This window comes from Burkholderia sp. Nafp2/4-1b (assembly GCF_003635165.1).
Taxonomy (GTDB): Bacteria; Pseudomonadota; Gammaproteobacteria; order Burkholderiales; family Burkholderiaceae; genus Burkholderia.
On record NZ_ML058597.1, the window covers coordinates 975,934 to 999,794 of the forward strand.

Genomic DNA, 23,861 nt, shown 5'->3' on the forward strand with positions numbered 1-23,861 from the left:
CTGCCATTCTTGTTCCTCAGTCCGCGCATGCCGCCGTTGCCGGCGGCATGCGCCCTGCTTTCCGCTTCGCGCCGCGAAGCACGGAATCCTGCATGAGATCGCTGCTTTTCCGCTGTTCCTTTCGGCTTGCCGGCCTGCTTCTCGCAGGGGCGTCGTGCATGCAGGCCGCATACGCAACCTGTGGCGCGCCGCTCGCGAGCGGCACGCCGCAATGGCGACCCGCGCTGCATTACACGCCGCAACGCAACTGGATGAACGATCCGAACGGCCTCGTGTACGAAAACGGCCGCTATCACCTGTTCTACCAGTACAACCCGCTCGGGAACGACTGGGGCAACATGTCGTGGGGCCATGCGACCAGTACCGACCTGGTCCACTGGCGCGAGCAGCCAGTTGCGATGCGCGTGAACGCGACGGAGGAAATCTTCTCCGGCTCGATCGTCGCCGACACGCACAACACGTCCGGCCTCGGCGCACCCGGCGTCACGCCGCTCGTCGCGCTTTATACGAGCGTCTACCAGGCCGGCTCCGGCCACGCGCCCGGCACCCAGGCGCAATCGCTCGCGTACAGTCTCGATCACGGCGCGACGTGGCAACCCTATGCCCACAATCCGGTGCTCACGCTCGATCCGGAATCGAAGCAGTTCCGCGACCCGAAGGTGTCGTGGTACGCGCCCGGACGCTACTGGCTGATGACGACGGTCGTCGCCGACGCGCAGGTCGTGAAGCTCTACCGTTCCGACGATCTGGTCCACTGGTCGTTCCTGAGCGACTTCACGCTCCCCGACGTGCCGCACGCGAGCGCGCTGTGGGAGGTGCCCGACCTCGTGCCGCTGCCCGTCGACGACGATCCGCGACACATCAAGTGGGTGATGATCGTCAACGTGAACCCGTGGTCGATCGCCGGCGGTTCGGGTGCGATGTACTTCGTCGGCAACTTCGACGGCCGCACGTTCACTCCTGATCGCGTCGCGCCGGCCGGTTCCGATCCCGCGCGCTTCCGCTGGGTCGATCACGGCGCCGATTTCTACGCGGCCGGTACGTTCTCCGGTGCGCCGGGTGCGCGCCCGCTCGCGATTGCGTGGATGAGCAACTGGGACTACGCGGCGAAAGCGCCGACCGCGCCGTGGCGCGGCGCAACGACGTTGCCGCGCGAACTCGCGCTGAAGACGATCGACGGCGAACCGACGCTCGTCGTCACGCCGGCCGCCGCATTCGATGCGTGGGCCGACGGGCGGCCGGCCGTGCATGAAGGCGACCTGAGCGTCGACTCCGCCACGCACATGCTGTCGGCCGCCACGCGCGGCGTCGTGCAGCGCATCACGGTGACGCTCGCGCCGCAGCATGCGGCCCGCGCGGGCGTGATCGTGCGCGGCTCGGCGGACGGCACGATCGGCACGCGGATCGTATACGACACGGTCAAGCACACGCTGACGCTCGACCGCTCGCGCTCCGGTGCAACGGATTTCGCCGGCACGTTCAGCCGCGAACACATCGTCGATCTGCCGCTCGAGCACGGCCGTCTGCAACTCGAGATCGTCGTCGATCGCGGGTCGGTCGAGGTGTTCGCGAATGGCGGCCGCACGGTGCTGACGGACCTGATCTTTCCGCCGCTCGATGCGGACCGGGTCGCCGTGTTCGCCGAGCAGGGCCGCGCGACGTTTTCGGGATTGACGGTGACGCAGCTCGATACGGCCGACACGGCCCGCGGCGCCTGCACATCGCGCTAGCGACTACCGATTAGCGATTAGCGATTAGCGACTAGCGACTAGCGATACGAAGCGACGGCGGGGCCGCGCCGCCCGACGTCGCGTCAGGCGCCACGGCCCCGCCGGTTTCACGCTCAGAGCAAGCCCATCCCGCCCGACGCGATGATTTCCGCGCCGACGATGAACGCGGATTCGGGCGCGCTCAGGTGCAGCACCGTCGACGCGATTTCGTCCGGCGTGCCGAACCGGCCGATCGGCACGAGTCCCTTGATCTTCTCGGCGGTTTCGTCGAGCGTCGCCGCGTCGAGCCCGAGCTTGCCGTACAGCGGCGTCTGGACCGGCCCGGGGCTCACGACGTTCACCCGCACGCCGTGCGGCAGCAGTTCCGTCGACAGCGTCTTCGCGAACGAATTGACCGCCGCCTTGCTCGCCGCGTACACGGACGAACCGGGCATCCCGATGTGCGCGTTGATCGATCCGTTGATCACGATCGACGCGCCGCGGTTCAGCAGCGGCACCAATGCCTGGATCTGGAAATACGCGCCCTTCACGTTCGTGTCGAACACGAGATCCCACAACGCCTCGTCGATATCCGTGAACGGTGCGAGTTTCGCGACGCCCGCGTTGATGAACACGGCATCGAGCCGCGCGCCGGACGCCGCGATCGCATCCGCCAGCGCCCGCGCCGATGCGACGCTGCCGGCTTCGTTGCGGATCGCGAGCGCGCCGTCGCCGAGCGTGTCGCGGGCGGCGGCGAGCGTCTGCTCGTCACGACCGGTGATGATGACCCGCGCGCCTTCGGCCGCGAATGCCCGTGCGGCCGCCAGGCCGATCCCGCTGTTGCCGCCCGTGACGAGTACCGTTTTTCCTTCGAAGCGTTGCATGACCTTCTCCTTTTGAACCGGTGAGTTGACCGTGAACACAGGATGCGCGCGGCGCGCAGCCTTGCCGTACGACCGGCGCGGCAAACATGTTCGAAATCTTCGAACATGTTTGATCGGGATCGGGCCGGGCAGTCGTACGATTGCGTGGCGGGCTTAGCCCGTCACGTCAATCCCGTCGAGCAGCCGCTGTGCGAGCCGCGGTTCGCGCAGTTGTTCGAGCCACCATTGCAGCGCGCGGCCGTCGCGGTCACCGCGCCATGCGACATACAGCACGTTCGGTTCGCGCGGATCGACCGTTTCCTTCTCCACCAGTTCGCCGCGCGCGAGCAGCGACGCCACCCGCCGGCGCGGCACCCAGCCGACGCCGAGCGCGTCGCGCTGCGCGAGGATCTTCGCGCGCATCGACGGCACCGCGAGCACCGGCTGGCCGCCGAGCAGTCCGTACGCGCGGCCGACCGCGCGCCGCGACGAATCGGCGACGACGACCGCGCGATGCGCGCCGATCGCGTCCCGCGTGAGCCGCTCGCTCGCTGCCGCAAGCGGATGGCGCGGCGATACCGCGAACACCCATTCCATCGCGCCCAGCTCGAACCATTTGAAGCCCGGAATCGCCGGCGGCTCGTTGGTCGCGCCGACGACCAGATCCGCGCGGCCGTCGCGCAGCGCTTCCCAGGTGCCACCGAGCACTTCGTGCGTAAAGCGCAGCGACACGCCGGACTCGAGCGCATCGAACGCGCGGACGACCGGCAGCAGCGTATCGAACTCCAGCACCTCGTCGCTGACGATCCACAACCGGTCCTCCCAACCGCTCGCGACCTGCCGCACGCGCTGCGTGAGCCGCGCGACGTCCAGCGCGACGCGCGCCGCCTCGTCGGTCAGCAACTGGCCGGCCGGCGTGAGCTGCAGCCGGTAGCCGCGCCGGTCGAACAGCAGCGCGTCGAAGCGCGTTTCGAGCTGCCGCGCGGCGTGCGACACCGTCGATGGCGCCTTGCCGAGCCGCGCGGCCGCCCGCGACAGGCTGCCGGTGGCGCGGATCGCATCGAGCAGCGCGAGTTCGTCTTCGGACAGCATGCGGGCACTCCGGTCGGGGGTTGGGATGGATCGTAAGGCAGCGGCGGCCGGCGGTCCAATCAAATGGTGCCGCGCCGCGATAGGCGGCGGCCCGTTAGCCCGGCAGCCCGGTTCCGGCGGATCCCCCCCGGCCCGTATTCTCCGGCGATGCCTCATCCAGCACAGCCGAACGGCCCCTCCGTTCCAGCGGCACCACGCCGTTTTCCCGGCCGCGCAACGCCACCCGCGCGCCCCCGAATGCCGATCCGCTCCGCGCGCTTCCGGTATGCTGATCAACATCAAATTCCCGCATTCGAGGTAACCACTGCGATGGACATCGCGATCCGTATCGAAGGCCGCCATGACCTGACCGGACAAATCTTCCGGCAGTTGCGCACCGCGATCGTCGACGGGCGGCTCGAAGCCGGTGCCCGCCTGCCGTCTACCCGCGATCTCGCGAAGCAGCTCGGCGTGTCGCGCAAGACGACGCTCGACGCGTTCGAGCGCCTCGTCGCCGAGGGCTTCCTGAACACACGTGCGGGCGACGGCACGTTCGTCGCCGACGGCCTCGCACGCGTGCCGCACGCGGCGGCGGCCTCGACGCCGTCGCTGGTCGACGACACACCGCCGACCCATGCGGTCGACGCACGCGCGCTGTGGGACGAGTTGCCCGACGCGCTCGCGATGCCCGCGCCGCAGGACGCCCCCGCCTTCGACTTCCGCGGCGGCGTGACCGACAAGACGCTGTTCCCGTTCGACGCGTGGCGCCGCTGTCTGCATCACGCGTTGCGCCAGCAAGCGCGCGGCCCCGGCCAGTACCACGACCCGGCCGGCGATCCGCAGCTGCGCGGCGCGATCGCGCGCTACGTCGCGTTCAGCCGTGCGGTTGCGTGCGGCTGGGACGACGTGCTCGTCACGCAAGGCGCGCAACAGGCGCTCGACCTGCTCGCGCGCGTGGTCGTGCGGCCGGGTGACGTCGTCGCGGTCGAGAATCCCGGCTATCCGCCGGCACGCGCGGCATTCGCGTCACTCGGCGCGACGGTGATCGGCGTGCCGGTCGACGCGCACGGCCTTGTCACCGAACGGCTGCCCGACGAAGCGCGGCTCGTGTACGTGACGCCGTCGCACCAGTTCCCGCTCGGGATGCCGATGACGCTGGACCGGCGCGTCGCGCTGCTCGAATGGGCGCAGCGCCGCCGCGCGGTGATCATCGAGGACGACTACGACGGCGAATTCCGCTTCGAAGGCCGGCCGGTCGAGTCGCTGAAGAGTCTCGACCGCACGGGCCTCGTCGCGTACGTCGGCACGTTCTCGAAGACGATCTTTCCTGAACTGCGGATCGGCTACGCGATTCCGCCACGCGCGCTGCGCGGCGCGCTCGCCAAGGCGAAACAGATCGTCGACTGGCACACCTGCACGCTGACGCAGGCGGCGCTCGCGCGCTTCATGTTCGAAGGCGACTTCGCGCGGCATCTGCGGCGTGTGCAGAAGCACTACGACGCGCGCCGCAAGATGCTGCTCGCGCATCTGCGCGGCGGCCTCGCGCCGTGGTTCGACACGATCGTGCCGACCGCCGGGATCCACCTCGCCGCGCACCTGAAACCGGGGCTCGATGAAGCCGTGTTGATCCGCGCGGCCCGTCAGCATGACATCGGTCTGTACGGGATTTCGGCGTTCCACGTCGGCTCGGCGGCCCGCGCGGGGCTGCTGTTCGGCTATGGCGGGATCGACGCGCTGCGCATCGATACCGCGCTTGCGAAACTCGCCGCGCTGCTGGGCTCGGGCCATCTCGGCGGCGGCTAGCGGGTCCTAGCCAACTGGTTACCTCATTTTCCCCAGAATTGGCCATTCAAGCAGTCCAGTGACATGCTTAAAGTGGGTCCTGTCGCGCCGCCGTGCGCACCAACCGAAAGAGGACCCGCCATGCAACCGCGCCTGAATTTCTATGCCGCCAGCCCGAATGCAATCAAGGTGATGCGCAACGCCGAGGAATTCCTCGCGAAGAGCTCGATCGAGAAGCCGCTCGCCGAACTCGTCCGGCTGCGTGCGTCGCAGATCAACGGCTGCGCGTTCTGCGTCGACATGCACACCACCGATGCGCGCAAGGGCGGCGAGACCGACCGCCGTCTCGCGGCCGTCGTCGTGTGGCGCGAAACGCCGTTCTTCACCGAACGCGAACGCGCGGCGCTGGAGTGGACCGAAGCGCTGACGCTCGTCGCCGACAATCACGTGCCGGACGCCGTGTGGGAAGCCGTGAAGCCGCATTTCAGCGACGAGGAACTGTTCGACCTGTCGATGCTGATCGCGACGATCAATTCGTGGAACCGCTTCGCGATCGCGTTCCGCAAGATGCCCGAGTAAAGGGGGCGACGATGATGCGCCCCCGCTCCACGCTCCGTCGCGCGCTGTTGTGCGCGTCGCTCGCGCTCGGCGCCGCGCTGCCGGTTGCCGCCGACGCGCACGATGCCGGCGACAACGTGCACGCGATCATGCGAGAAGCCGTGCCCGAAGCGCCCGGCAAGCTCGCCGTCGTCGCGACCGTCGACTATGCGCCCGGCCAGGCTTCCGAGCCGCACAAACACCTCGGCTCGGTGTTCGCGGTCGTGTCGAAAGGCGAAGTGCTGTCGCAGGTCAACGGCGGCCCCGTGCATCGCTATCGCGCCGGCGAAGGCTGGTACGAACCGCCTGGCTCGCGCCATCAGGTGTCGCGCAATGCGAGCGCGACCGAGCCCGCGCAACTCGTCGTGTTCGGGCTCACCGGCGAACACGATCCGCTGAAGTCGCCGATCGATCAGTAACGATGCTGGAGGGGCGCGTGCCGTGGCAGGCACGCGCCCGAGCTGCGCTGCCCGTGCCGCGCAGTTGCGTCAACGGTCCCGGGCCGCGACCCGGCTTTGCCATCCTCAAACACCTCCCCGGCGGTACCCGCCGCTGGCTCTCCTTCGGTTTCCCCATTAGCCGTTCCCTACATTCCACCCGCGGCACCCACTCGTTTACCGCGCCGCCGCCCCGCGATCCCGCACCACGCCTCGCCGCCCAGCCAGCCGCGCCCACGCGCGCGAAAACCCTTCCTTGAAATTAACTAACTCATCAATTAGCGTCGTCTGCATGAACGCGAAAGCCACCGTCGCCCGGCCGCGCGGACGCCGCCCGTCGGTGGACGATTTCGACCTGCGCGACCACATGCTCGACGTCGCGATCCAGTTGTTCGCGGAACGCGGCATCGCCGCGACGACGGTCGCGCAGATCGCCGCGGCCGCCGGCGTCACGTCGGCAATGGTCCATTACTACTTCACGAATCGCGAGCAGCTGCTCGATGCCATCGTCGAGGAGCGGCTTGCGCAGGCGATCGCGTTCGTGTGGCGGCCCACTGCTCCGCACACCGAAAACGATCCGTTCGCGCTCGTCGCCGAACTCGTCGACCGGCTCTTCGACGTCACGCACCGGATGCCGTGGCTGCCGTCGATCTGGCTGCGCGAGATCGTCCATGAAGGCGGGCTGCTGCGCGAGCGGATGGTCCGGCGCATTCCGCTCGAGCAGGTCGGGCGTTTCGCCGAACGCATCCGCGCCGCGCAACATGGCGGCACGCTGAATCCGTCGCTCGAACCGGCGTTCCTGTTTCATTCGATCATCGCGCTCGTGATGCTGCCGCTCGCGACCGCGAAGCTGTGGCAAAGCGCGCGCGGCCTGCCGCCGATCGATCGCGACGTGCTGCATCGCCATGTCCGCGCGCTGCTCGACTCCGGAATCCAGCCGCCCGACCCCGCGCCGGATGCGCGCGCACGCTCGCCACGGAGGCGCTCGTGAGCACGGCCCGTGCGCTGCCGCTCGCGCTTGCCGCCGCCGGTGCGCTGCTCGCCGCTTGCGGCCGGCCGGCGGACGACGGCAACGCATACCAAGGCTATGTCGAAGGCGAATTCGTGTACCTGTCGTCATCGCAGGCGGGCACGCTGACGCAACTGTCGGTCGAACGCGGGCAGGCCGTCGCGGCCGGTACGCCGGTGTTTGCGCTCGACGCGGTCAGCGAAACGGCCGCGCTGCAGCAGGCGCAACATCAGCTCACGGCCGCCCGCGCGCAGCTTGCCGACCTGCAGACCGGCAAGCGCCCGCCGGAAGTCGCCGTCACGCGCGCGCAGCTGGCGCAGGCCACCGCGCAGGCCGCGCGGGCCGCCGCGCAGCTCGCGCGCGACGAACGCCAGTACGCGGCCGGCGGGCTGTCGAAACAGCAGCTCGACGATACGCGCGCGGCCGCGCAGACGACTGCCGCGCAAATGCGCGAGTTGCAGAACCAGGTCGACGTCGCGCGCTTGCCGGGCCGCGCGCAGCAGGTCGCCGCGCAGGCCGCGCAGGTCGATGCCGCCCAGGCCGCAGTGGCCGAAGCGCAGTGGAAGCTCGACCAGAAGCGCGTGGCCGCACCGGCCGCCGGACGCGTGTACGACACGCTTTACCGCGTCGGCGAATGGGTGCAGGCCGGCAATCCGGTCGTGCAGATGCTGCCGCCGCAGAACCTGAAGGTGCGCTTCTTCGTGCCGGAGGCCGCGATCGCATCGCTCGCGCCGGGGCGCACGATCGCGATCCATTGCGACGGCTGTGCGGCCGACGTGCCCGCACGCATCACGTACGTGTCGAGCAACGCCGAATACACGCCTCCAGTAATCTACAGCAACGAGAGCCGGACCAAGCTCGTGTTCATGGTCGAGGCGCGCCCCGCGCCCGCCGACGCGCCGAAACTGCATCCGGGCCAGCCCGTCACCGTGAGGGTGCGATGAACGCGCAGCCGGCTCCGTACGCGATCGATGTCGACCGCCTGAACAAGCGGTTCGGCGACAAGCACGTCGTGAAGGACGTGTCGCTGCGCGTCGCGCGCGGCGAGATCTTCGGCTTTCTCGGCCCGAACGGCAGCGGCAAGACCACGTCGATCCGGATGATGTGCGGGCTGCTCACGCCCGACTCGGGCAGCGGCACCTGCCTCGGCTACGACATCGTGCGCGACAGCGCGCAGATCAAGCGGCGCGTCGGCTACATGACGCAGCGCTTCTCGTACTGGGAAGACCTGTCGATCCGCGAGAATCTCGATTTCGTCGCGCGCGTGTACGGGATGCCCGATCGCCGCGCGGCCGTCGCGCGCGCACTCGACGGGCTCGGCCTCGCGAGCCGTGCGGACCAGCTCACGGGCGCGCTGTCCGGCGGCTGGAAGCAGCGCCTTGCGCTGGCCGCGTGCATGCTGCACGAGCCCGAACTGCTGCTGCTCGACGAGCCGACCGCCGGCGTCGACCCGGCCGCGCGCCGCGACTTCTGGGAAGAACTCCATCGGCTCGCCGCGCAAGGGATCTCGGTGCTCGTCAGCACGCACTACATGGACGAAGCCGAGCGCTGCCACAAGCTCGCGTACATCGCATACGGCGAACTGCTCGCGCAGGGCACGTCGGCCGAGATCATCGCGTCGCAGCAGCTGTCGACCCGCGTGGTCACCGGCGCGCATCTGGCCGAGCTGGCCGCGCGTCTGCGCACGATGCCCGGCATCGACCAGACGGTCGTGTTCGGCTCGGTGCTGCACGTGAGCGGCCGCGATCCCGCACAGCTCGACGCGACGCTCGCGCAGGTCTGCGGCGACGCATCGTGTCAGGTCGCATCGATCGACACCGGGCTCGAGGACGTGTTCATCTACATGATGGGCCGCGCGCCCGGCCCCGCCGGCGGAGCGCCGGCATGAGCGCGCGGGCGAGCCTGCGCGGCGCGTTCTCGGTCGCGCGCTGGTGGAGCATCGTGCTGAAGGAATTCCTGCAGCTGCGCCGCGATCGCGTGACGTTCGCGATGATCGTCGGCGTGCCGATCATCCAGCTCACGCTGTTCGGCTTCGCGATCAACACCGATCCGAAACACCTGCCGACCGCGGTGATCGTCGCCGATCAGAGCCCGTTCGCGCGTAGCTTCGTCGCCGCGATGCGCAACTCGGCCTACTTCGACATCGTCGGGACGCTGCCCGACGACGCCGCCGGCCGGCATGCGCTCGCACGCGGCGACGTGCAGTTCGTACTGAGCGTGCCGGCCGATTTCTCGACGCGGCTACTGCGCGGCGAGCGTCCGTCGCTGCTGGTCGAGGCGGACGCGACCGATCCCGTCGCGACCGCGTCGGCGATCGGCGCGCTGCAGGGGCTCGTGCAGCCCGTCGCGGACAAGGACCTGACCGGCCCGCTCGCGCACCTGAACGGCCGCCCGCCGGCGTTCGACGTCGTGCTGCACCGCCTGTACAACCCGGAAGGCATCACGCAGTACAACGTCGTGCCCGGCCTGATGGGCGTGATCCTGACGATGACGATGGTGATGATGACGGGCCTCGCGATCACGCGCGAACGCGAGCGCGGCACGATGGAGAACCTGCTCGCGACGCCCGTACGGCCGCTCGAGGTGATGACGGGCAAGATCGTCCCGTACGTGTTCATCGGGCTGATCCAGGTGTCGATCATTCTCGCCGCCGCGCGTTATGTGTTCGACGTGCCGTTCGTCGGCGGCGCGTTCGCGATCTACCTGTCCGCGCTGCTGTTCATCGCCGCGAACCTGACCGTCGGCATCACGCTGTCGTCGCTGGCGCAGAACCAGCTGCAGGCGATGCAGCTCGCGGTGTTCTACTTCCTGCCGAACATCCTGCTGTCGGGTTTCATGTTCCCGTTCGCCGGCATGCCGAAATGGGCGCAGTTCATCGGCAACCTGCTGCCGCTCACCTACTTCAACCGGCTCGTGCGCGGCATCCTGCTCAAAGGCAACGCATGGGCCGACCTGTGGCCGTCCGTGTGGCCGGTCGCGCTCTTCACCGTCGTCGTGATGGGTGTCGCGCTGCGCTTCTACCGGCGCACGCTCGACTAGGAGGCGCGCGATGAAACCGGCTTCGCGTCGCGCGTTCAGCGCATCCAGCCTCTCGCGCACATCTCGCGCCGCCCGCCGCAGCACGCTGGCCGCCGCAGCGCTGCTCGTCACTGCGCTGCTCGTCGCCGGATGCGCGGTCGGACCGGATTTCCGCGCGCCGGACGCGCCGGCCACGCAGCACTACACGCGTGACGAAGCGCCGACCACGACGGCAGGCACCGGCGGCCCGGCGGGCGACGCACAAACGTTCGCGCCGGCCGCGCACACGCTGCAACGCTGGTGGACGCGGTTCGGCTCCGAACCGCTGAACCGCCTCGTCGATACCGCATGGCAGAACAGCCCGACACTCGCCGAGGCCCGCGCGCGGCTCGATGAAGCGCGGCAGAACCACGCAGCGCAAGCCGGCGCGACGATGCTGCCGCGCGTCGACGCGAACCTGTCCGCGACGCGCGAGAAGGTCGACGTCGCCGCGTTCGGGCTGCCGGCCAACGTGCCGAATCCCGGGCCGTTCACGCTGTACGACGCGTCGGTGAGCGTGTCGTATGCACTCGACGTGTTCGGCGGCAACCGGCGCGCGCTCGAAGCGCTGCGCGCGCAGGTCGACTATCAGGCGTACCTGCTCGACGCCGCGCGCCTGACGCTCGCGGCCAACGTCGTCGCGACCGCGATCCTGCGCGCGTCGCTCGCGCAGCAGATCGCGCTCACGCGGCAGCTCGTCGACGCGCAGACGCATCAATTGCGCATCGTCGACGCGCGCTTCGCGGCCGGTGGCGTGTCGCGCGCCGATGTCCATGCGCAGCGCACGCTGCTCGCGCAGACTCAAGCATCGCTGCCGCCGCTCGAGGCGCGCTTCGCACAGGCCGGCCATCGGCTCGCGATCCTGCTGGGCGCGCCGCCGTCCGCCGCCGAGCTGCCCGACCTCACGCTCGACGCGCTCGAATTGCCGCGCACGGTGCCGGTCGCCCTGCCGTCGACACTCGCGCGCGAGCGGCCCGATATCCGCGCAGAGGAAGCCATGCTGCATCAGGCGAGCGCGAACGTCGGCGTCGCGACCGCGAACCTGTATCCGCGTTTTTCGATTTCGGCGGGGATCGGTTCGGAACGCACGCGCATCGCGGATATCGTCAGCGGGCTGAATGTCTGGAACGTCGGCCTCGGCCTGACTCAGCCGCTCTTTCACGGCGGTGAGTTACGCGCGAAGAAACGGGCGGCGCAAGCCGCCTACGATGCTGCGTTCGCAAGCTATCGGGAAACCGTGCTGCAGGCGCTGCAGCAGGTGGCCGACGCGATGCGTGCGGTCGAACACGATGCGTCGGAACTGGCGGCGCGCGACACGGCCGAACGGGAAGCGGCGGCGGGCAACGCGATTGCCGGCGACCGCTACGCGGCCGGGGCAATCAGCACGTTCGCGCTGCTCGACGCGCAGCGACAGGCGCTGCAGACCGCGCTCGATCGCACGCGCGCGCAGGCCGACCGGCTTGCCGATACGGCGGCGCTGTTCCAGGCGCTCGCGGGGAGCTGGAAGGACGATTCCGCCGAGTGACGGGCGGGACGGCTCCGCAGCACGGGGGCCGGGCGCGGTCGACGCCGGCGGAACATGGCGGTTCATCCCTCAGGATTGCAAAAGACGCCGCCCATGAAAAAACCGGCCCGAAGGCCGGTTTCTTGGTACCGCATGCCGTGAGCGGCGCTCGCGCGCCGCGCGACATCAGAAGCGGTGGATCAGGCCAACGCCTGCAGCGATCTGGTTCTGCTTCGAACCTGCGCCCACGCCGTCGCCGATCGACGTCGTTGCCGAGATGACCGCCGAGCCGTTGAGCGTGTTGCCGCTCGCGTGCTGCCACGCCTCAACTGCGTACAGGCCCGTGCGCTTCGACAGGCTGTAGTACTGCGACAGCGTGACCTGGTGGTACTTGGCCGAGCTCGAGATGCCGTTCGACTCGGTCGCACGCGTGTACGAGTAGCCTGCCGCGAAGTCCCACTGAGCCGATGCCTTCCAGTGCAGCACTGCGCCAGCCGTGTTGAAGATCGCCGTGTTGCGGAACGACGAGCCCACGCCCGGGATGTACTGGACGTTCGAGTACGACGCCGAAATGTCCCACGACGGCGTGAACTGGTAACCGGCCGTGACCGCGACGCGCTGTTGCGACTGTGCCGTCTTGTAGCCGTTGTTGATCGACGACACGGCCTGTTCCGCACCGTTGCCTGCCGTATCCAGACCGTTCTGCGCGGTCGAGTTCGCGCCCCACACGCCGCCGCCGAGCGTCGCGTTGTTGATGCGCTGATAGCCGACCGCGATGCCTGCCGGGCCGTTCAGGTACTGGACCGCCGCGCTCCACGTCGAGCCGCGGTTCGTCGCGCCTGCGACGCCGCCGAACGAGTACGAACCGCCGACCGTGAAGCCGTAGAACTTCGGCGACATGTAGACGAGCGAGTTGTTTGCGCGGTAGCTGGTATCCAGCGAGTCGATATCACCCGGGTGCGCGCCGTAGTAACCAGTCAGCCAGGTCGTCGGGCTGTACGGCGACAGCAGCGTGTAATACGCGGTGTACTGGCGGCCTGCCGTCAGCGTACCGTACGTCTGGTTGGTCAGGCCAACCCATGCCTGACGCGTGAAGATGCCGTTCGTCCATTGCGACGAACCGTTGTTCGCGTTGAAGCCGGCTTCCAACTGGAAGATCGCCTTCGTGCCGCCGCCGAGGTCTTCGCTGCCCTTCAGGCCGAAGCGGCTGCCCGCCCAGATGCCGGTGGCCATCTGCACCTTCGAGTGGCCGCCCGTGGTCGCGCCGGTTGCCGACGAGTTGTTCTGGTAAGCGATAGCGTTATCGACGATACCGTACAGGGTCACGCTGCTCTGAGCGTGGGCTGCGGTAGCGGCTGCGAGACCCACTGCCGTCATGGCGAAAGCGACGCGCTTTTTCATTGATTCTCCGTCCTCAAAGAATGATTTCTTTTCTGGTGTGGTTTTATGACTGACACATGTGCGAGTACATGCCGGTGCGATTCTGACGGATTACCAACCGTTTCCCAATACGCGCAGTCGGTCATCGTATGATCGACGCAACGCAGCGGTTCACCAAACGGTTACAACACACCTGAAAACGCTTACGCGGCGGGCGTCTCCGGCATTTCCCGGTGAAAACCCTAGCTTTACATTTTTACTGGTGCATCGCGACCGCCCGATGTCGTCAGACGCCTCGGCACGAACCTTCTTACAAATGCGTGACCGCGACCGGTGCCGTGGTGTTCACGCCGCCGCGCAGGATCGCCGACATTCATGACACCCACGTTTCGGGAAACGAAATCGTGAAAACGTTTCAGTGGGTGTGGGGAAAATCGGACAGGAGCGGCCCGGCGAACGCGGGCCGAATGGAGATGCCGGCACGGGTCGCGCCGGCATCGTGTCGCGCGTTCAGCGCGCGAGCGACTGCGCGATCTGCCGGTTGACCGCGTCGACGAGCGCGCTCGTGCGCGCACGGATCGCCGCGTTCGAACCGACCAGCGCGAGCGACGCCGCCATGATCCGGTAGATCCGCTTGCGCGGCACCTTCGCGGGCACCGCGGGATCGAGCCACGCATCGTGGCCGGCCAGCAGTTCGAGCGTTTCGAGCCCGATCATGATCGGCCACAGGCACGCGAGCCGCAGCCGCACGAAGCGGCGCGGAATCGCCAGCGTATAGCGGCACGCGTCGCGATATTGATCGAGCGTCACGCGCAGCAGGTCGACCAGCACGCCGCGCGCACGCGCCGACGCGTCGGGCGACATCAGGTCGGCGACGCCGACGCGGTGTTCGGCCAGCACATTTTCCGGCAGATAGCAGCGGCCGATCCGCAGGTCCTTCGCGCAGTCGCGCAGGATGTTGGTCATCTGCAGCGCCTTGCCGAAGCGGATGCCCTTCTCGCGCATGTCCGGCAAGTCCCAGCCGCGCGCGGCCCGCGTGTGCGCGCCGGTCATGTCGGTCCAGAACTCGCCGACGCAGCCGGCGACCAGGTACGTGTAGCGATCGAGCTCGTCGCGGTTCGGCAGCGACGCGACCTGCCCCGACTGTTCGTCGGGGAACATGCGCAGGTCGAACTCCATCCCCGACGTCAGCGTCGCGACGACCTTGCGGATCGACGCGCGGTCGCCGTCCGGCTGTGCGCGCAGCAGCGCGAGCATCGGCTCCATCGAACCGAGCAGCACGTGCTCGTGCGAATCGGTCTGCATCCGCGTCACGTCCTCGAGCGCGCGCGACAGCGCCGCGCCGTCGCCGAGCTGGTCGACTTCATTGCGCAGATCGGTCAGCAGCGCCGCGCGGCGATCGGGCGCGACGAGCGCCGTGTCGGCGATCGTGTCGGCCGCGCGGGCGAGCAGGTAGGCCAGGCCGACCGGCTCGCGCATGCCGTCGGGCAGCACGCGCAGCGTCAGGTAGAAGGAGCGCGAAACGTTCTTCAGCAGGTCGCCGAGCAGGTAGGCGGAATCGGTATGAGTCGTCATGGGTCGGTAAAAATCGGCCGGCGCGGGCCCCGGACGCATACGCGGCACCGGGCGCCCGCGCCGGCCCGCGAGTCGCCGCATCGCCGTGCGCGGGCGGGTGTCGGCCCGGCGCGGCGATGCAAAAGTCCCGCAAGTTTAGTGCATCCGGGCCACCGGCTCGCGACGAGGGCCGGATTACCGGGCGCGCACTGTCGCGCCGACCGGGCAATTCGCCCCTTGGAGGCGACAACGAAACAGAAAGGCGAAAGCAATACATATGTAATGATCCGGTGCGACGATCGCGTCCCGTTCGATCCCTCTCGGCGGCGCCCGGCGCGCCTGCCCGCGCCGCAGGATCGGCCGCCCTTTCACCGACTTCCGTTTCGAAGGTTCACCGCCATGCTCTTCACGCGCCCCGCCGCCCTGCGCTGCATCCCGTTCGCCTGTGCCGCCGCCCTGCTGCTTGCCGCCTGCGGCGGCGACGATGTCGTGGCGACCGATCCCACGCTGCCGATCGCCGCGAAGGTCCAGGTCGTCGGCCATCGCGGCGCGAGCGCGCTGCGCCCCGAGCACACGCTCGCGTCGTACCGCCAGGCAATCGAGGACGGCGCCGACGTGATCGAGCCCGACCTCGTGTCGACCCGCGACGGCGTGCTCGTCGCGCGCCACGAGAACGAGATCTCGGGCACGACGAACGTGTCGACGCTGCCGCAGTTCGCGAGCCGCAAGGCGACCAGGACGATCGACGGCACGCAGCTGACCGGCTGGTTCACCGAGGATTTCACGCTCGCCGAGCTGAAGACGCTGCGCGCGCGCGAACGCATTCCGCAGATCCGCCCGGCGAACACCGCGTACAACGACCAGTTCGAGATCCCGACCTTCGACGAGATCATCGCGCTCGCGAAGCAGATGTCCGCGCAGACGGGCCGCACGGTCCACCTGTATCCGGAAACGAAGCACCCGACCTACTTCCAGTCGATCGGCCTGCCGCTCGAGGATCGCCTCGTCGACGCGCTGCTGAAGGATCCTTACACGGCGCGCACGGCCACCGTCTACATCCAGTCGTTCGAGGTCGCGAACCTGAAGGCGATCCGCAACCGGATCAAGTCGAGCCAGCCGAACTGGAAGCTCGTGCAGTTGATGGACGAAGCCGGCCAGCGGCCGTACGACTTCGTGAAGGCAAACGACAAGCGCACCTACGGCGACCTGTCGACCCGCGACGGGATGCGCGAGATCGCGTCCTATGCGAACGGCGTCGGCCCGTACAAGACGTCGATCATCGCGGTGGCCGCGGACGGCACGCTGCAGCCGCCGACGCCGTACGTGCGCTACGCGCACGAGGCCGGCCTCGTCGTGCATCCGTACACGTTCCGCCCGGAGAACAATTTCCTGCCCGCGTCGCTGAAGGACGGCGGCACGCCGGCCACGCGCAACCCCACCGGCTCGGTGCGCGAGATCCAAGCGTACCTGCGCGCGGGCATCGACGGCTTCTTCACCGACGATCCGGCCGTCGGGCGTACGGCCGTCGATACGTTCAAGCGCTGAACCGCCGAACGTGCGGCAACCGGGGGGCGAGCCTGTCGCGGCGCGCGCCGATTGCCGCGCCGTACCCGGATCGTCAGATCACGCGGAAGTGGTGCGTGCCGTCCCGCTTCAGCTGATCGACCAGCCCGTATTCCCAGTCGAGATACGCCTGCATCGCGGCGGCCGCGTTGTCGGTGCCCTCGTACGGACGACGGTAGCGGTCGATGCGCGGCGACGCGAGATGCGTTTCGCCGTGCTCGAGCGGCAGCCCCGCGTCGATCCACGCGGCCGTGCCGCCTGTCAGCACCGAGATCGCCGCGTCGGCCGGCAGCAGCGCGCGCGCGTCGTCCGCCGCGAAGCGCGCCAGCAGGCTCGATCCGCACGTGAACACATAGCGCTGCGCCGGCGGAATCGCGGCAAGCGCGTCGCGCAACTGCGCGCGCACGGCGAACCACGCGCCGGGGATATGGCGCTTCACGTAGTTCGCGCTGGCCGTCACGTCGACGATCGCGATTTCACCGTCGGCCGCCTCCTTCAGCCAGCCCGCGAGCGTCGCGGGCGATACCTCGGCCACCTGCGGCGTCGCCGGCACGTCGCGCGGCGGCTGGCCGCGCTCGGTGAATGCCGCCGTGCCGGCCGGCTCGACCACGCGCACGTCCCAGCCCATCTGCGCAAGCCACGACGCGGTCATGTCCGCGCGCACGCCGTCGTCGTCGGCGAGCACGATCCGCGCGCCGCGCACCGCCGCGTGATGATCGGTCTCCTGGACGAGCTGGCCGCCCGGCGTGCTCAGGAAGCCGGGCAGATGGCCGGCTTCGTATTCCTCCGGCGTGCGCACGTCGAAGCGGTACAGCGTGCGGCCCGGCTGGTCGAGCGCGGTGACGTCCGCGAGCGCGATGCGCGGCACGCCGGCCCGCTCGGCCACCGCGCGCGCGGCGCGGCGGGCCTCGTCGCGCTGCGCGCGATCGATATCGTCCGGAAAACGTCGCGCGGCGCCGCGCTCGAGCGTCTGGCCGGCGAGCGTCCAGCCGATCGTGCCGTTGCGCAGCGCAGCGACCGGGTTCGGCAGCCCCGCGTTGATCAGCGACTGCGTGCCGATGATGCTGCGCGTGCGGCCCGCGCAATTCACCACGACCTGCGTGGCCGGGTTCGGCGCGAGCGCGCGCACGCGCAGCACGAGTTCCGCGCCCGGCACGCTGGTCGACGTCGGGATGTTCATCGTCTGGTATTCGTCGAAGCGGCGCGCGTCGACGATCACGACGTCGGCCTTCGCATCGATCAGCGCCTGCACTTCCTGCGCGGACAGCGACGGCGTATGGCGCTCGGCCTCGACCCATTCGCCGAACGACTTGCTCGGCACGTTCACGTCGATGAACAGCTCGCCGCCGGCGGCAAGCCACCCGGCGAGGCCGCCATCGAGCAGCCGCACGTCGGTATAGCCGAGCTGCGCGAGTTTCGCGGCCGCGCGTGGCGCGAGATCCTCTCCGCCGGCTTCGCCGAACACGACGATCGGCGTGTCGCGGCGCGGAATGCGCGTCCACGCGTCGAGTTCGAGCTTCGACAGCGGAAAGTTGGCGGCCCACAGCGGATGGCCCTGCGCGTACGGATCTTCCTCGCGCACGTCGATCAGCGCGAGTTCGTCGCGGGCCAGCAGTCGGGCGCGCACGTCCTGGTACGACGCGACGGGGAAACGGGAAGTCTGGGAATTGGAATCGGCGGATTGCGTCACGATGTCTCTGTCGGATTCTGTTGAAGTCGGTGAAGAAGGCAAACGGGAAACGGTTGAATCTCGAGCCGGCGGGCGCTCGCCCGCAACGGGGCGCGTGTGGCGCGCGGCATCCTTCGTTCGATCATGCGTTCGTTCATGCGTTGGAATAGCCGGACACGAACGGCTTCACGGTGCCGTCATCCAGGAACACCGCGCGCTCGACCGTGCCGATGTTCGCGCCGTACACGTGGATGCTGATCGACACCTGGTCGGCGAATGCGTTGGTCACGCGATGGACGTCGCCGATGCGCGGCGAGACGGCCTCGACCTCGCCCGGCTGCAGCCGCACCGCGTCGCCCGCCGGCACCGGCTTGCCGGCCGCGTCGAATCGGTACGGCTGCGAAAACTCGCCACCGCGCAGCATCCCGATCAGCCCCCACACCGTGTGGTTGTGGATCGGCGTCGTCTGGCCGGGCCCCCACACGAAGCTGACGACGGAAAACCGTTCGTCGGGATCGAGATGCAGCAGGTACTGGCGGTAGCGCTCGGGATCGGGCTGCGCGAACGCGTCGGGCAGCCAGTCGTCGTGCGCGACGAGCGCGGCGAGCAGCGCGCCGCCCTCGTCGAGAATGCGCGCCTCGTTCGCGCCGGACGCGAGCAATGCGCCCAGCCCGTCGACGAACGGACGCAGCGGCGTCTGATGCAACGAAAGCGTACTCATCGGCTGCCTCCTCGAATATGATGCCGAATATGATGGATTGTCATGATGCACCCGAAATACCATGCAGAACAAACATGAAAATTAGCGATATCGACGCTTTTGCAGCGGTCGTCCGCTGCCAGACGCTGAGCCAGGCCGCCGCCGAGCTCGGGATGACGCAGCCGGCGATCACGCGGCGCGTGCAGAACCTCGAGGAAGCGCTCGGCGTTACGCTGCTCGACCGCAACACCAAGCCGCCGCGCCCGACCGACATCGGCCTGCAGGTGGTCGAACAGTGCCGCGCGATCCTGCGCGAAGTCGACGCGCTGCGCGAACTGACGGCCGGCCAGCGGCCGCCGGAAGGCGAATTCCGCATCGGCCTCACGCAAGGGCTCGGCGAACTGATGCTGCCCGGCCTGCTCGCGCAACTCGCCGGGCAATGGCCGGCGCTCGCCACGCAGGTCACGACCGCGTGGGGCGGGATGCTCGTCGAGCGTGTCGCGCGCCGCGAGCTCGACGCGGCGCTGGTGTTTCTCGCCCGCGAAATGGTGCTGCCGCCGCAGGTCGACGGCACGCGGCTGCTCAACACGCGCCTCGTCGCGGTCGGCCGCAAGGGCGACTGGCCGCGCCGCAGCTACCGGCTCGCCGACTGTCAGGCGCGCGGCTGGGTGCTCAATCCCGACGGCTGCGGCTTTCGCGCGGGGCTGCGCCGCGCGCTCGACGCGCAGGGGCTGCCGATGCCGGTCACGCTCGATACCTACGGCCGCGACCTGCAATTGCAGAGCGTCGCGAACGGGTTCGGTATCGGGTTGATGCCGCTGCCGCTGGTCGAAGGCAGTCCGCTGCGCGACGCGCTCGACATCGTGCCGCTCGCCGATTTCAAGCCGCAGATCGATCTGTGGCTGCTGCACCGGCAGGACGCCGCGCGCTTCGCCGCGCCGCTCGCGGCCGTGGCCGCGCATGCGCGCACCGCGTTCGCGCTGCCCGCGGATGCGGGCGAGCACGACGAGGCCGCCTGACCCCGATCGACGGCGCCTGAACGGCGTCGTCCGGTTTGCCCCGACTGCCGCGCCGCCCTGCTCACGCATCGTTTCGACCCGATGCCGACGCAGGGTGCGACGTCCCGTGCGTGTCCGTGGTCACGTCCGTATTCGCCTTTGGGGAGGCGGCTCGCGCGGGCGCGTTGCGTGACGTCGCCTCCGCGTCCGCGTTCGGGGCTGCGCTTGCGCGCCGCGCCGCCGCCGCTGCCTCGTCGAGCGCCGCGCGTCCCGCGGCCACCGCGATCGCGTCGTCCTGCGGCGTATGCACGCGGCTGCACAGCACGTCGCGATAGTGCCGTTCGAGCGGATTGTGGCGGCTCAGCCCGTGATTGCCCGACAGCTTCAACGCGTGCTCGACCGTGCGGATCGCCTGCTCGGTCACGGTTCGCTTGACGAGGCCGCTCGTCGTCACCGTCGGCGCGTCGCCCGCATCGGTGCGTGCGATGTGCTCGTCGAGCAGTACGCGATTCGCGTGCAGCCACCCTTCGATCTCGCCGACGGCCTCCTGCACGCGCGGCAGCGTCGCGAGCGGCGCACCGAGCCCGCTCGGCGCGCGCGTCGTCGCGAACTCGAGCAGCCAGTCGCGCGAGGCACGCGCCACCGCGTCGTAGAGGCTGCCGAGCAGCGCGACCATCCACGCCTGCTGGTCGGCCTGCGCGTCGACGTCCGCATGGCTCGCGGCCGACACGGCCCATGCATCGGGCGCGCGCACGTCCACCGCGTGATCGGCCGGCAGCCATACGTCGTCGAACACCACTTCGTGGCTGCCCGATGCGCGCAGGCCCAGGTGATTCCAGCTTTCGATCACGCGGATGCGCGCGTCGTCCGCCGTATTGCCATCCGCATCGCGCTCGCGCCGCACGACGAACACGCCGACGCGCGGCTCGGGTTCGTCGGTGCGCGCCCACACGGCCAGCCAGCGCAGCGCCGGAATGCCGGTGCTGTACAGCTTGTGACCGGACAGTCGCCAGCCGTCGCCGTCGCGACGCGCAATCGTTTCGGGCAGGCCGCCGCGCGACGGCGAACCGAGCGCCGGCTCGACGCGCAGCGCATTGATCAGCGCGCCTTCGTCGACGGCACTCTGGAACACCGCATGCCGCACGCGCTCGGGCCAGCGGTTGTCCGCGCGGCCGAGCGCGCGATGCTGCAGATACGTCATGGTCAGCACCAGCGCGGTCGCCGGGTCGGCGCGCGCGACCGCGGCCACGATCCGACTCGCCTGGGCGAGCGTCGCGCCCGCGCCGCCATGCTCGCGCGGCACCACCTGCGCGATCAGCCCGGCGCGATGCAGCCGTGCGAAGTTTTCGTGCGGGAAGCGGCCGTCGACGTCGTTGCGCGCGGCGTCGGCCGCGAGGCCGGGCGCGAGACGCTCGAGCAGCGCGGCGACGCGTGCATCGTCGGCAGGCAGGTGGCGCAGCGACGACTGCGGCGGAAGCGGCGAGGAAGCGGCAAGGCGGGCGGACATGGGTCGGATTCCCTCGGAGGCTGGGTAGCTGGATAACGTAACAGCGGTAACGGCAGAGATCGGTCGGCGGATGGCGCGGCGGGCCGGGGAGCCGGCGGCGATCGGCTGCACGCGACTGAACCCGGCAGGAAGTGACTGCCACCGGCGGCGGATTCTCCGGGCTTGATCCGCAGGCGTTCGTCGCGACCGCTGCGCGCACGCACCCGGCATCAAGACCGGTATTCGAACCGTGCCGCCGCCCCTGAGCCGCATGCCGCCCGGTTCCCGTCCCGCTCGGAAAACCCCGCGACACGCCGCCGACGCCCTGCCGACTCGATCGCGAGCCCACAGCGTATGCGCAAGCCGCACGCGCCCAAACCATGCAAATCTGATATTCAAATCCGGATTGATTATTTCCGTTTCGCATGATCCCGGCGGTAATCTGCGCTCCATCCCCGCCCCGGCCCGCCGTTGCAGGCCGCGCCGGGCCGTCCTTGCATCGGAGACCCAGATGAGCGTCGAATTCATCGGCATGATCCAGAGCCAGAAGCAGTCGGAAATCCATCCGCCTGCCGGCCCCGTCGTCGACCCCGACTACGTGCGCGACTTCGCCCGCGCACACGAAACGGCCGGCTTCGACCGGATCCTCGTCCCGCATCACTCGACCGGCCCGTCCGCGACGCTGACGATCGCGTTCGCGGCCGCAGCGACCGAGCGCATCCATTTCATGCTCGCGCATCGTCCGGGCTTCACCGCGCCGACGCTGGCCGCGCGGCAGATCGCGACGCTCGACCAGTTCAGCCGCGGCCGGCTCGCCGTGCACTTCATCTCCGGCGGCTCGGACAGCGAACAGCAGCGCGACGGCGATTTCCTCGACCACGACGCACGCTATGCCCGCACCGACGAATACCTCGGCATCCTGCGGCGCATCTGGACCGAAGCGCAGCCGTTCGATCACGACGGCGCGCACTACCGCTTCAAGCAGGGCTTCTCGGAAGTGAAGCCGTTCCAGCAGCCGCACGTGCCGATCTACTTCGGCGGCGCGTCGAACGCCGCGCTCGAAGTGGCCGGCAAGCACGCGGACGTCTACGCACTGTGGGGCGAATCGCTCGACCAGGTGCGCGAGCTGACGACGCGCGTGCGCGCCGAAGCCGCGAAGCATGGCCGCCAGGTGCGCTTCTCCGTGTCGTTCCGGCCGATCCTCGCGGCGACCGAAGACGAAGCGTGGGCGCGTGCGCACCGGATCCTCGACGAAACGCGCAGGCTGCGCGAAGCGGCCGGCCTCGGCACCGGCGGCCCGCAGCAGAGCGAAGGCGCGCGGCGCCTGCTCGCCGCGGCCGATCGCGGCTCGCGGGTCGACAAGCGGCTGTGGACCGAGATCGCAAAGCTCACCGGCGCGCGCTCGAATTCGACCGCGCTGGTCGGCACGCCCGAACAGGTGGCCGATGCGCTGCTCGACTACTACGACCTCGGCGTGACGACGTTCCTGATCCGCGGCTTCGATCCGCTCGACGACGCGATCGACTTCGGCCGCGAACTGATACCGCGCGTGCGCAGCGGCGTCGCCGCACGCGACGCGGCGCGCCGCGCCGCCTGACGCAAAGGGAGACGCCTGCCATGTCCGCCGTCCTGTCCGCTTCGCCCTCTTCGTCGCCCGCGCGCACCGCGTCGGGCCTCGTGCTCGCCGACACGCCGCGCCAGCATTTCTGGTTCGATCCGCCCGCGCCGCGCGTCGACGTCGCCGCCGAGCGCCGCCACCGGCAGGAGCGGCTCGCGGCCGCGTTCCGCCTGTTCGCGCGCTACGGTTTCGCGTCGGGCCTCGCCGGCCACATCACCGCACGCGATCCGGAGCTGCCCGATCACTTCTGGGTGAATCCGCTCGGCGTGCATTTCTCGCAGATCAAGGTATCGGACCTGCTGCTCGTCAATTCGCGCGGCGAGACCGCGATCGGCAACCGGCCGCTGAACAAGGCCGCATTCGCGATCCATGCGGCGATTCACGATGCGCATCCGCACCTCGTCGCCGCCGCGCATACGCATTCGACCTACGGCAAGGCGTGGTCGACGCTCGGCCGCCCGCTCGATCCGCTGACGCAGGATGCCTGCGTGTTCTACGAGGACCACGCGCTGTTCGATGACTTCACGGGGATGGTTGTCGATACGAGCGAAGGCGCGCGGATCGCGGACGCGCTCGCGAAGCCCGACGGCAGCACGCACAAGGGCGTGATCCTGAAGAACCACGGAATCCTGACGGCCGGGCCGACGGTCGAGGCCGCCGCGTGGTGGTACATCGCGCTCGACAACGTCGCGCATACGCAATTGCTGGCCGAAGCGGCCGGCACGCCGCAACCGATCGATCACGCGACCGCGCAACACACGCACGGCCAGATCGGCGGCCCGGACGGCGCCTTGCATGCGTTCGACAGCCTGTTCGCGCGCGTCGTCGCGGACGAACCCGACCTGCTTGACTGAGCGATTGAGC

At 69.3% G+C, this 23,861-nt stretch carries 20 protein-coding genes; 13 read left to right on the top strand and 7 right to left on the bottom strand.

What is annotated here, in order from left to right; all coding sequences use genetic code 11:
* The first annotated feature begins 92 nt into the window (after positions 1-92).
* Positions 93-1,730 carry a glycoside hydrolase family 32 protein gene (locus tag C7H84_RS04510; RefSeq protein ID WP_121857603.1) on the top strand — a complete coding sequence of 546 codons (1,638 nt, stop codon included), beginning with the start codon at positions 93-95 and terminating at the stop codon, positions 1,728-1,730.
* A 113-nt stretch (positions 1,731-1,843) separates the two neighbouring features.
* Here C7H84_RS04510 and C7H84_RS04515 read toward each other — a convergent pair whose 3' ends face one another.
* Positions 1,844-2,593 carry an SDR family oxidoreductase gene (locus tag C7H84_RS04515; protein WP_121857912.1) on the bottom strand — a complete coding sequence of 250 codons (750 nt, stop codon included), beginning with the start codon at positions 2,591-2,593 and terminating at the stop codon, positions 1,844-1,846.
* A gap of 153 nt (positions 2,594-2,746) precedes the next feature.
* Positions 2,747-3,664, bottom strand: coding sequence for a LysR family transcriptional regulator (locus tag C7H84_RS04520; RefSeq protein WP_121857604.1), 918 nt, complete (start codon positions 3,662-3,664; stop codon positions 2,747-2,749).
* Between the two features lie 309 nt (positions 3,665-3,973).
* Here C7H84_RS04520 and C7H84_RS04525 point away from each other — a divergent pair, with 309 nt between their 5' ends.
* The 8 genes from C7H84_RS04525 (at position 3,974) to C7H84_RS04560 (ending at position 12,050) form a co-directional block, all read left to right on the top strand.
* Entirely contained in the window at positions 3,974-5,446 is a 1,473-nt protein-coding gene (locus C7H84_RS04525; RefSeq protein WP_121857605.1) for a PLP-dependent aminotransferase family protein, read from the top strand.
* Positions 5,447-5,566: 120 nt separating this feature from the next.
* Positions 5,567-6,004: a carboxymuconolactone decarboxylase family protein gene (locus C7H84_RS04530; protein WP_121857606.1), complete on the top strand. Its 438-nt coding sequence runs from the start codon at positions 5,567-5,569 to the stop codon at positions 6,002-6,004.
* Between the two features lie 11 nt (positions 6,005-6,015).
* Complete coding sequence (locus C7H84_RS04535; protein WP_205611391.1) at positions 6,016-6,441, top strand: cupin domain-containing protein; 426 nt, start codon at positions 6,016-6,018, stop codon at positions 6,439-6,441.
* A gap of 310 nt (positions 6,442-6,751) precedes the next feature.
* Positions 6,752-7,450 (top strand): TetR/AcrR family transcriptional regulator, encoded by a 699-nt coding sequence (locus C7H84_RS04540; protein WP_121857607.1) that lies wholly within the window; start codon positions 6,752-6,754, stop codon positions 7,448-7,450.
* Entirely contained in the window at positions 7,447-8,412 is a 966-nt protein-coding gene (locus C7H84_RS04545) for an HlyD family efflux transporter periplasmic adaptor subunit (RefSeq protein WP_121857608.1), read from the top strand. The genes C7H84_RS04540 and C7H84_RS04545 overlap by 4 nt, the downstream gene beginning before the upstream one ends.
* On the top strand, positions 8,409-9,356 hold the full coding sequence (locus C7H84_RS04550) for an ABC transporter ATP-binding protein (protein WP_121857609.1): 948 nt from the start codon (positions 8,409-8,411) through the stop codon (positions 9,354-9,356). The genes C7H84_RS04545 and C7H84_RS04550 overlap by 4 nt, the downstream gene beginning before the upstream one ends.
* Positions 9,353-10,507 carry an ABC transporter permease gene (locus C7H84_RS04555; RefSeq protein ID WP_121857610.1) on the top strand — a complete coding sequence of 385 codons (1,155 nt, stop codon included), beginning with the start codon at positions 9,353-9,355 and terminating at the stop codon, positions 10,505-10,507. The genes C7H84_RS04550 and C7H84_RS04555 overlap by 4 nt, the downstream gene beginning before the upstream one ends.
* Positions 10,508-10,517: 10 nt before the next feature.
* Positions 10,518-12,050 carry an efflux transporter outer membrane subunit gene (locus tag C7H84_RS04560; RefSeq protein ID WP_121857611.1) on the top strand — a complete coding sequence of 511 codons (1,533 nt, stop codon included), beginning with the start codon at positions 10,518-10,520 and terminating at the stop codon, positions 12,048-12,050.
* Between the two features lie 165 nt (positions 12,051-12,215).
* Here C7H84_RS04560 and C7H84_RS04565 read toward each other — a convergent pair whose 3' ends face one another.
* Complete coding sequence (locus C7H84_RS04565; protein ID WP_121857612.1) at positions 12,216-13,430, bottom strand: porin; 1,215 nt, start codon at positions 13,428-13,430, stop codon at positions 12,216-12,218.
* A 489-nt stretch (positions 13,431-13,919) separates the two neighbouring features.
* A complete protein-coding gene (locus C7H84_RS04570; protein ID WP_121857613.1) occupies positions 13,920-14,984 on the bottom strand; it encodes a phytoene/squalene synthase family protein in 1,065 nt (354 codons plus the stop codon).
* Positions 14,985-15,362: 378 nt separating this feature from the next.
* Here C7H84_RS04570 and C7H84_RS04580 point away from each other — a divergent pair, with 378 nt between their 5' ends.
* Positions 15,363-16,508: a glycerophosphodiester phosphodiesterase gene (locus tag C7H84_RS04580; protein WP_121857615.1), complete on the top strand. Its 1,146-nt coding sequence runs from the start codon at positions 15,363-15,365 to the stop codon at positions 16,506-16,508.
* A 73-nt stretch (positions 16,509-16,581) separates the two neighbouring features.
* Here the strand turns inward: C7H84_RS04580 and C7H84_RS04585 are convergent, their stop codons facing one another.
* Both C7H84_RS04585 and C7H84_RS04590 read right to left on the bottom strand, forming a co-directional pair.
* Entirely contained in the window at positions 16,582-18,216 is a 1,635-nt protein-coding gene (locus C7H84_RS04585; protein WP_121857616.1) for a rhodanese-related sulfurtransferase, read from the bottom strand.
* Between the two features lie 133 nt (positions 18,217-18,349).
* Entirely contained in the window at positions 18,350-18,916 is a 567-nt protein-coding gene (locus C7H84_RS04590) for a cysteine dioxygenase (protein ID WP_121857617.1), read from the bottom strand.
* Positions 18,917-18,990: 74 nt separating this feature from the next.
* Between C7H84_RS04590 and C7H84_RS04595 the strand changes: the two genes are divergently transcribed.
* Positions 18,991-19,914, top strand: coding sequence for a LysR family transcriptional regulator (locus C7H84_RS04595; RefSeq protein WP_121857618.1), 924 nt, complete (start codon positions 18,991-18,993; stop codon positions 19,912-19,914).
* A 61-nt stretch (positions 19,915-19,975) separates the two neighbouring features.
* Here the strand turns inward: C7H84_RS04595 and C7H84_RS04600 are convergent, their stop codons facing one another.
* Positions 19,976-21,400 (bottom strand): acyl-CoA dehydrogenase family protein, encoded by a 1,425-nt coding sequence (locus C7H84_RS04600; protein WP_240461960.1) that lies wholly within the window; start codon positions 21,398-21,400, stop codon positions 19,976-19,978.
* Positions 21,401-21,890: 490 nt separating this feature from the next.
* Here C7H84_RS04600 and C7H84_RS04605 point away from each other — a divergent pair, with 490 nt between their 5' ends.
* Positions 21,891-22,976, top strand: a complete 1,086-nt coding sequence (locus C7H84_RS04605) for an LLM class flavin-dependent oxidoreductase (protein WP_121857619.1) — start codon at positions 21,891-21,893, stop codon at positions 22,974-22,976.
* 20 nt (positions 22,977-22,996) lie between these two features.
* Complete coding sequence (locus C7H84_RS04610) at positions 22,997-23,851, top strand: class II aldolase/adducin family protein (RefSeq protein ID WP_121857620.1); 855 nt, start codon at positions 22,997-22,999, stop codon at positions 23,849-23,851.
* Positions 23,852-23,861 lie beyond the last annotated feature (10 nt).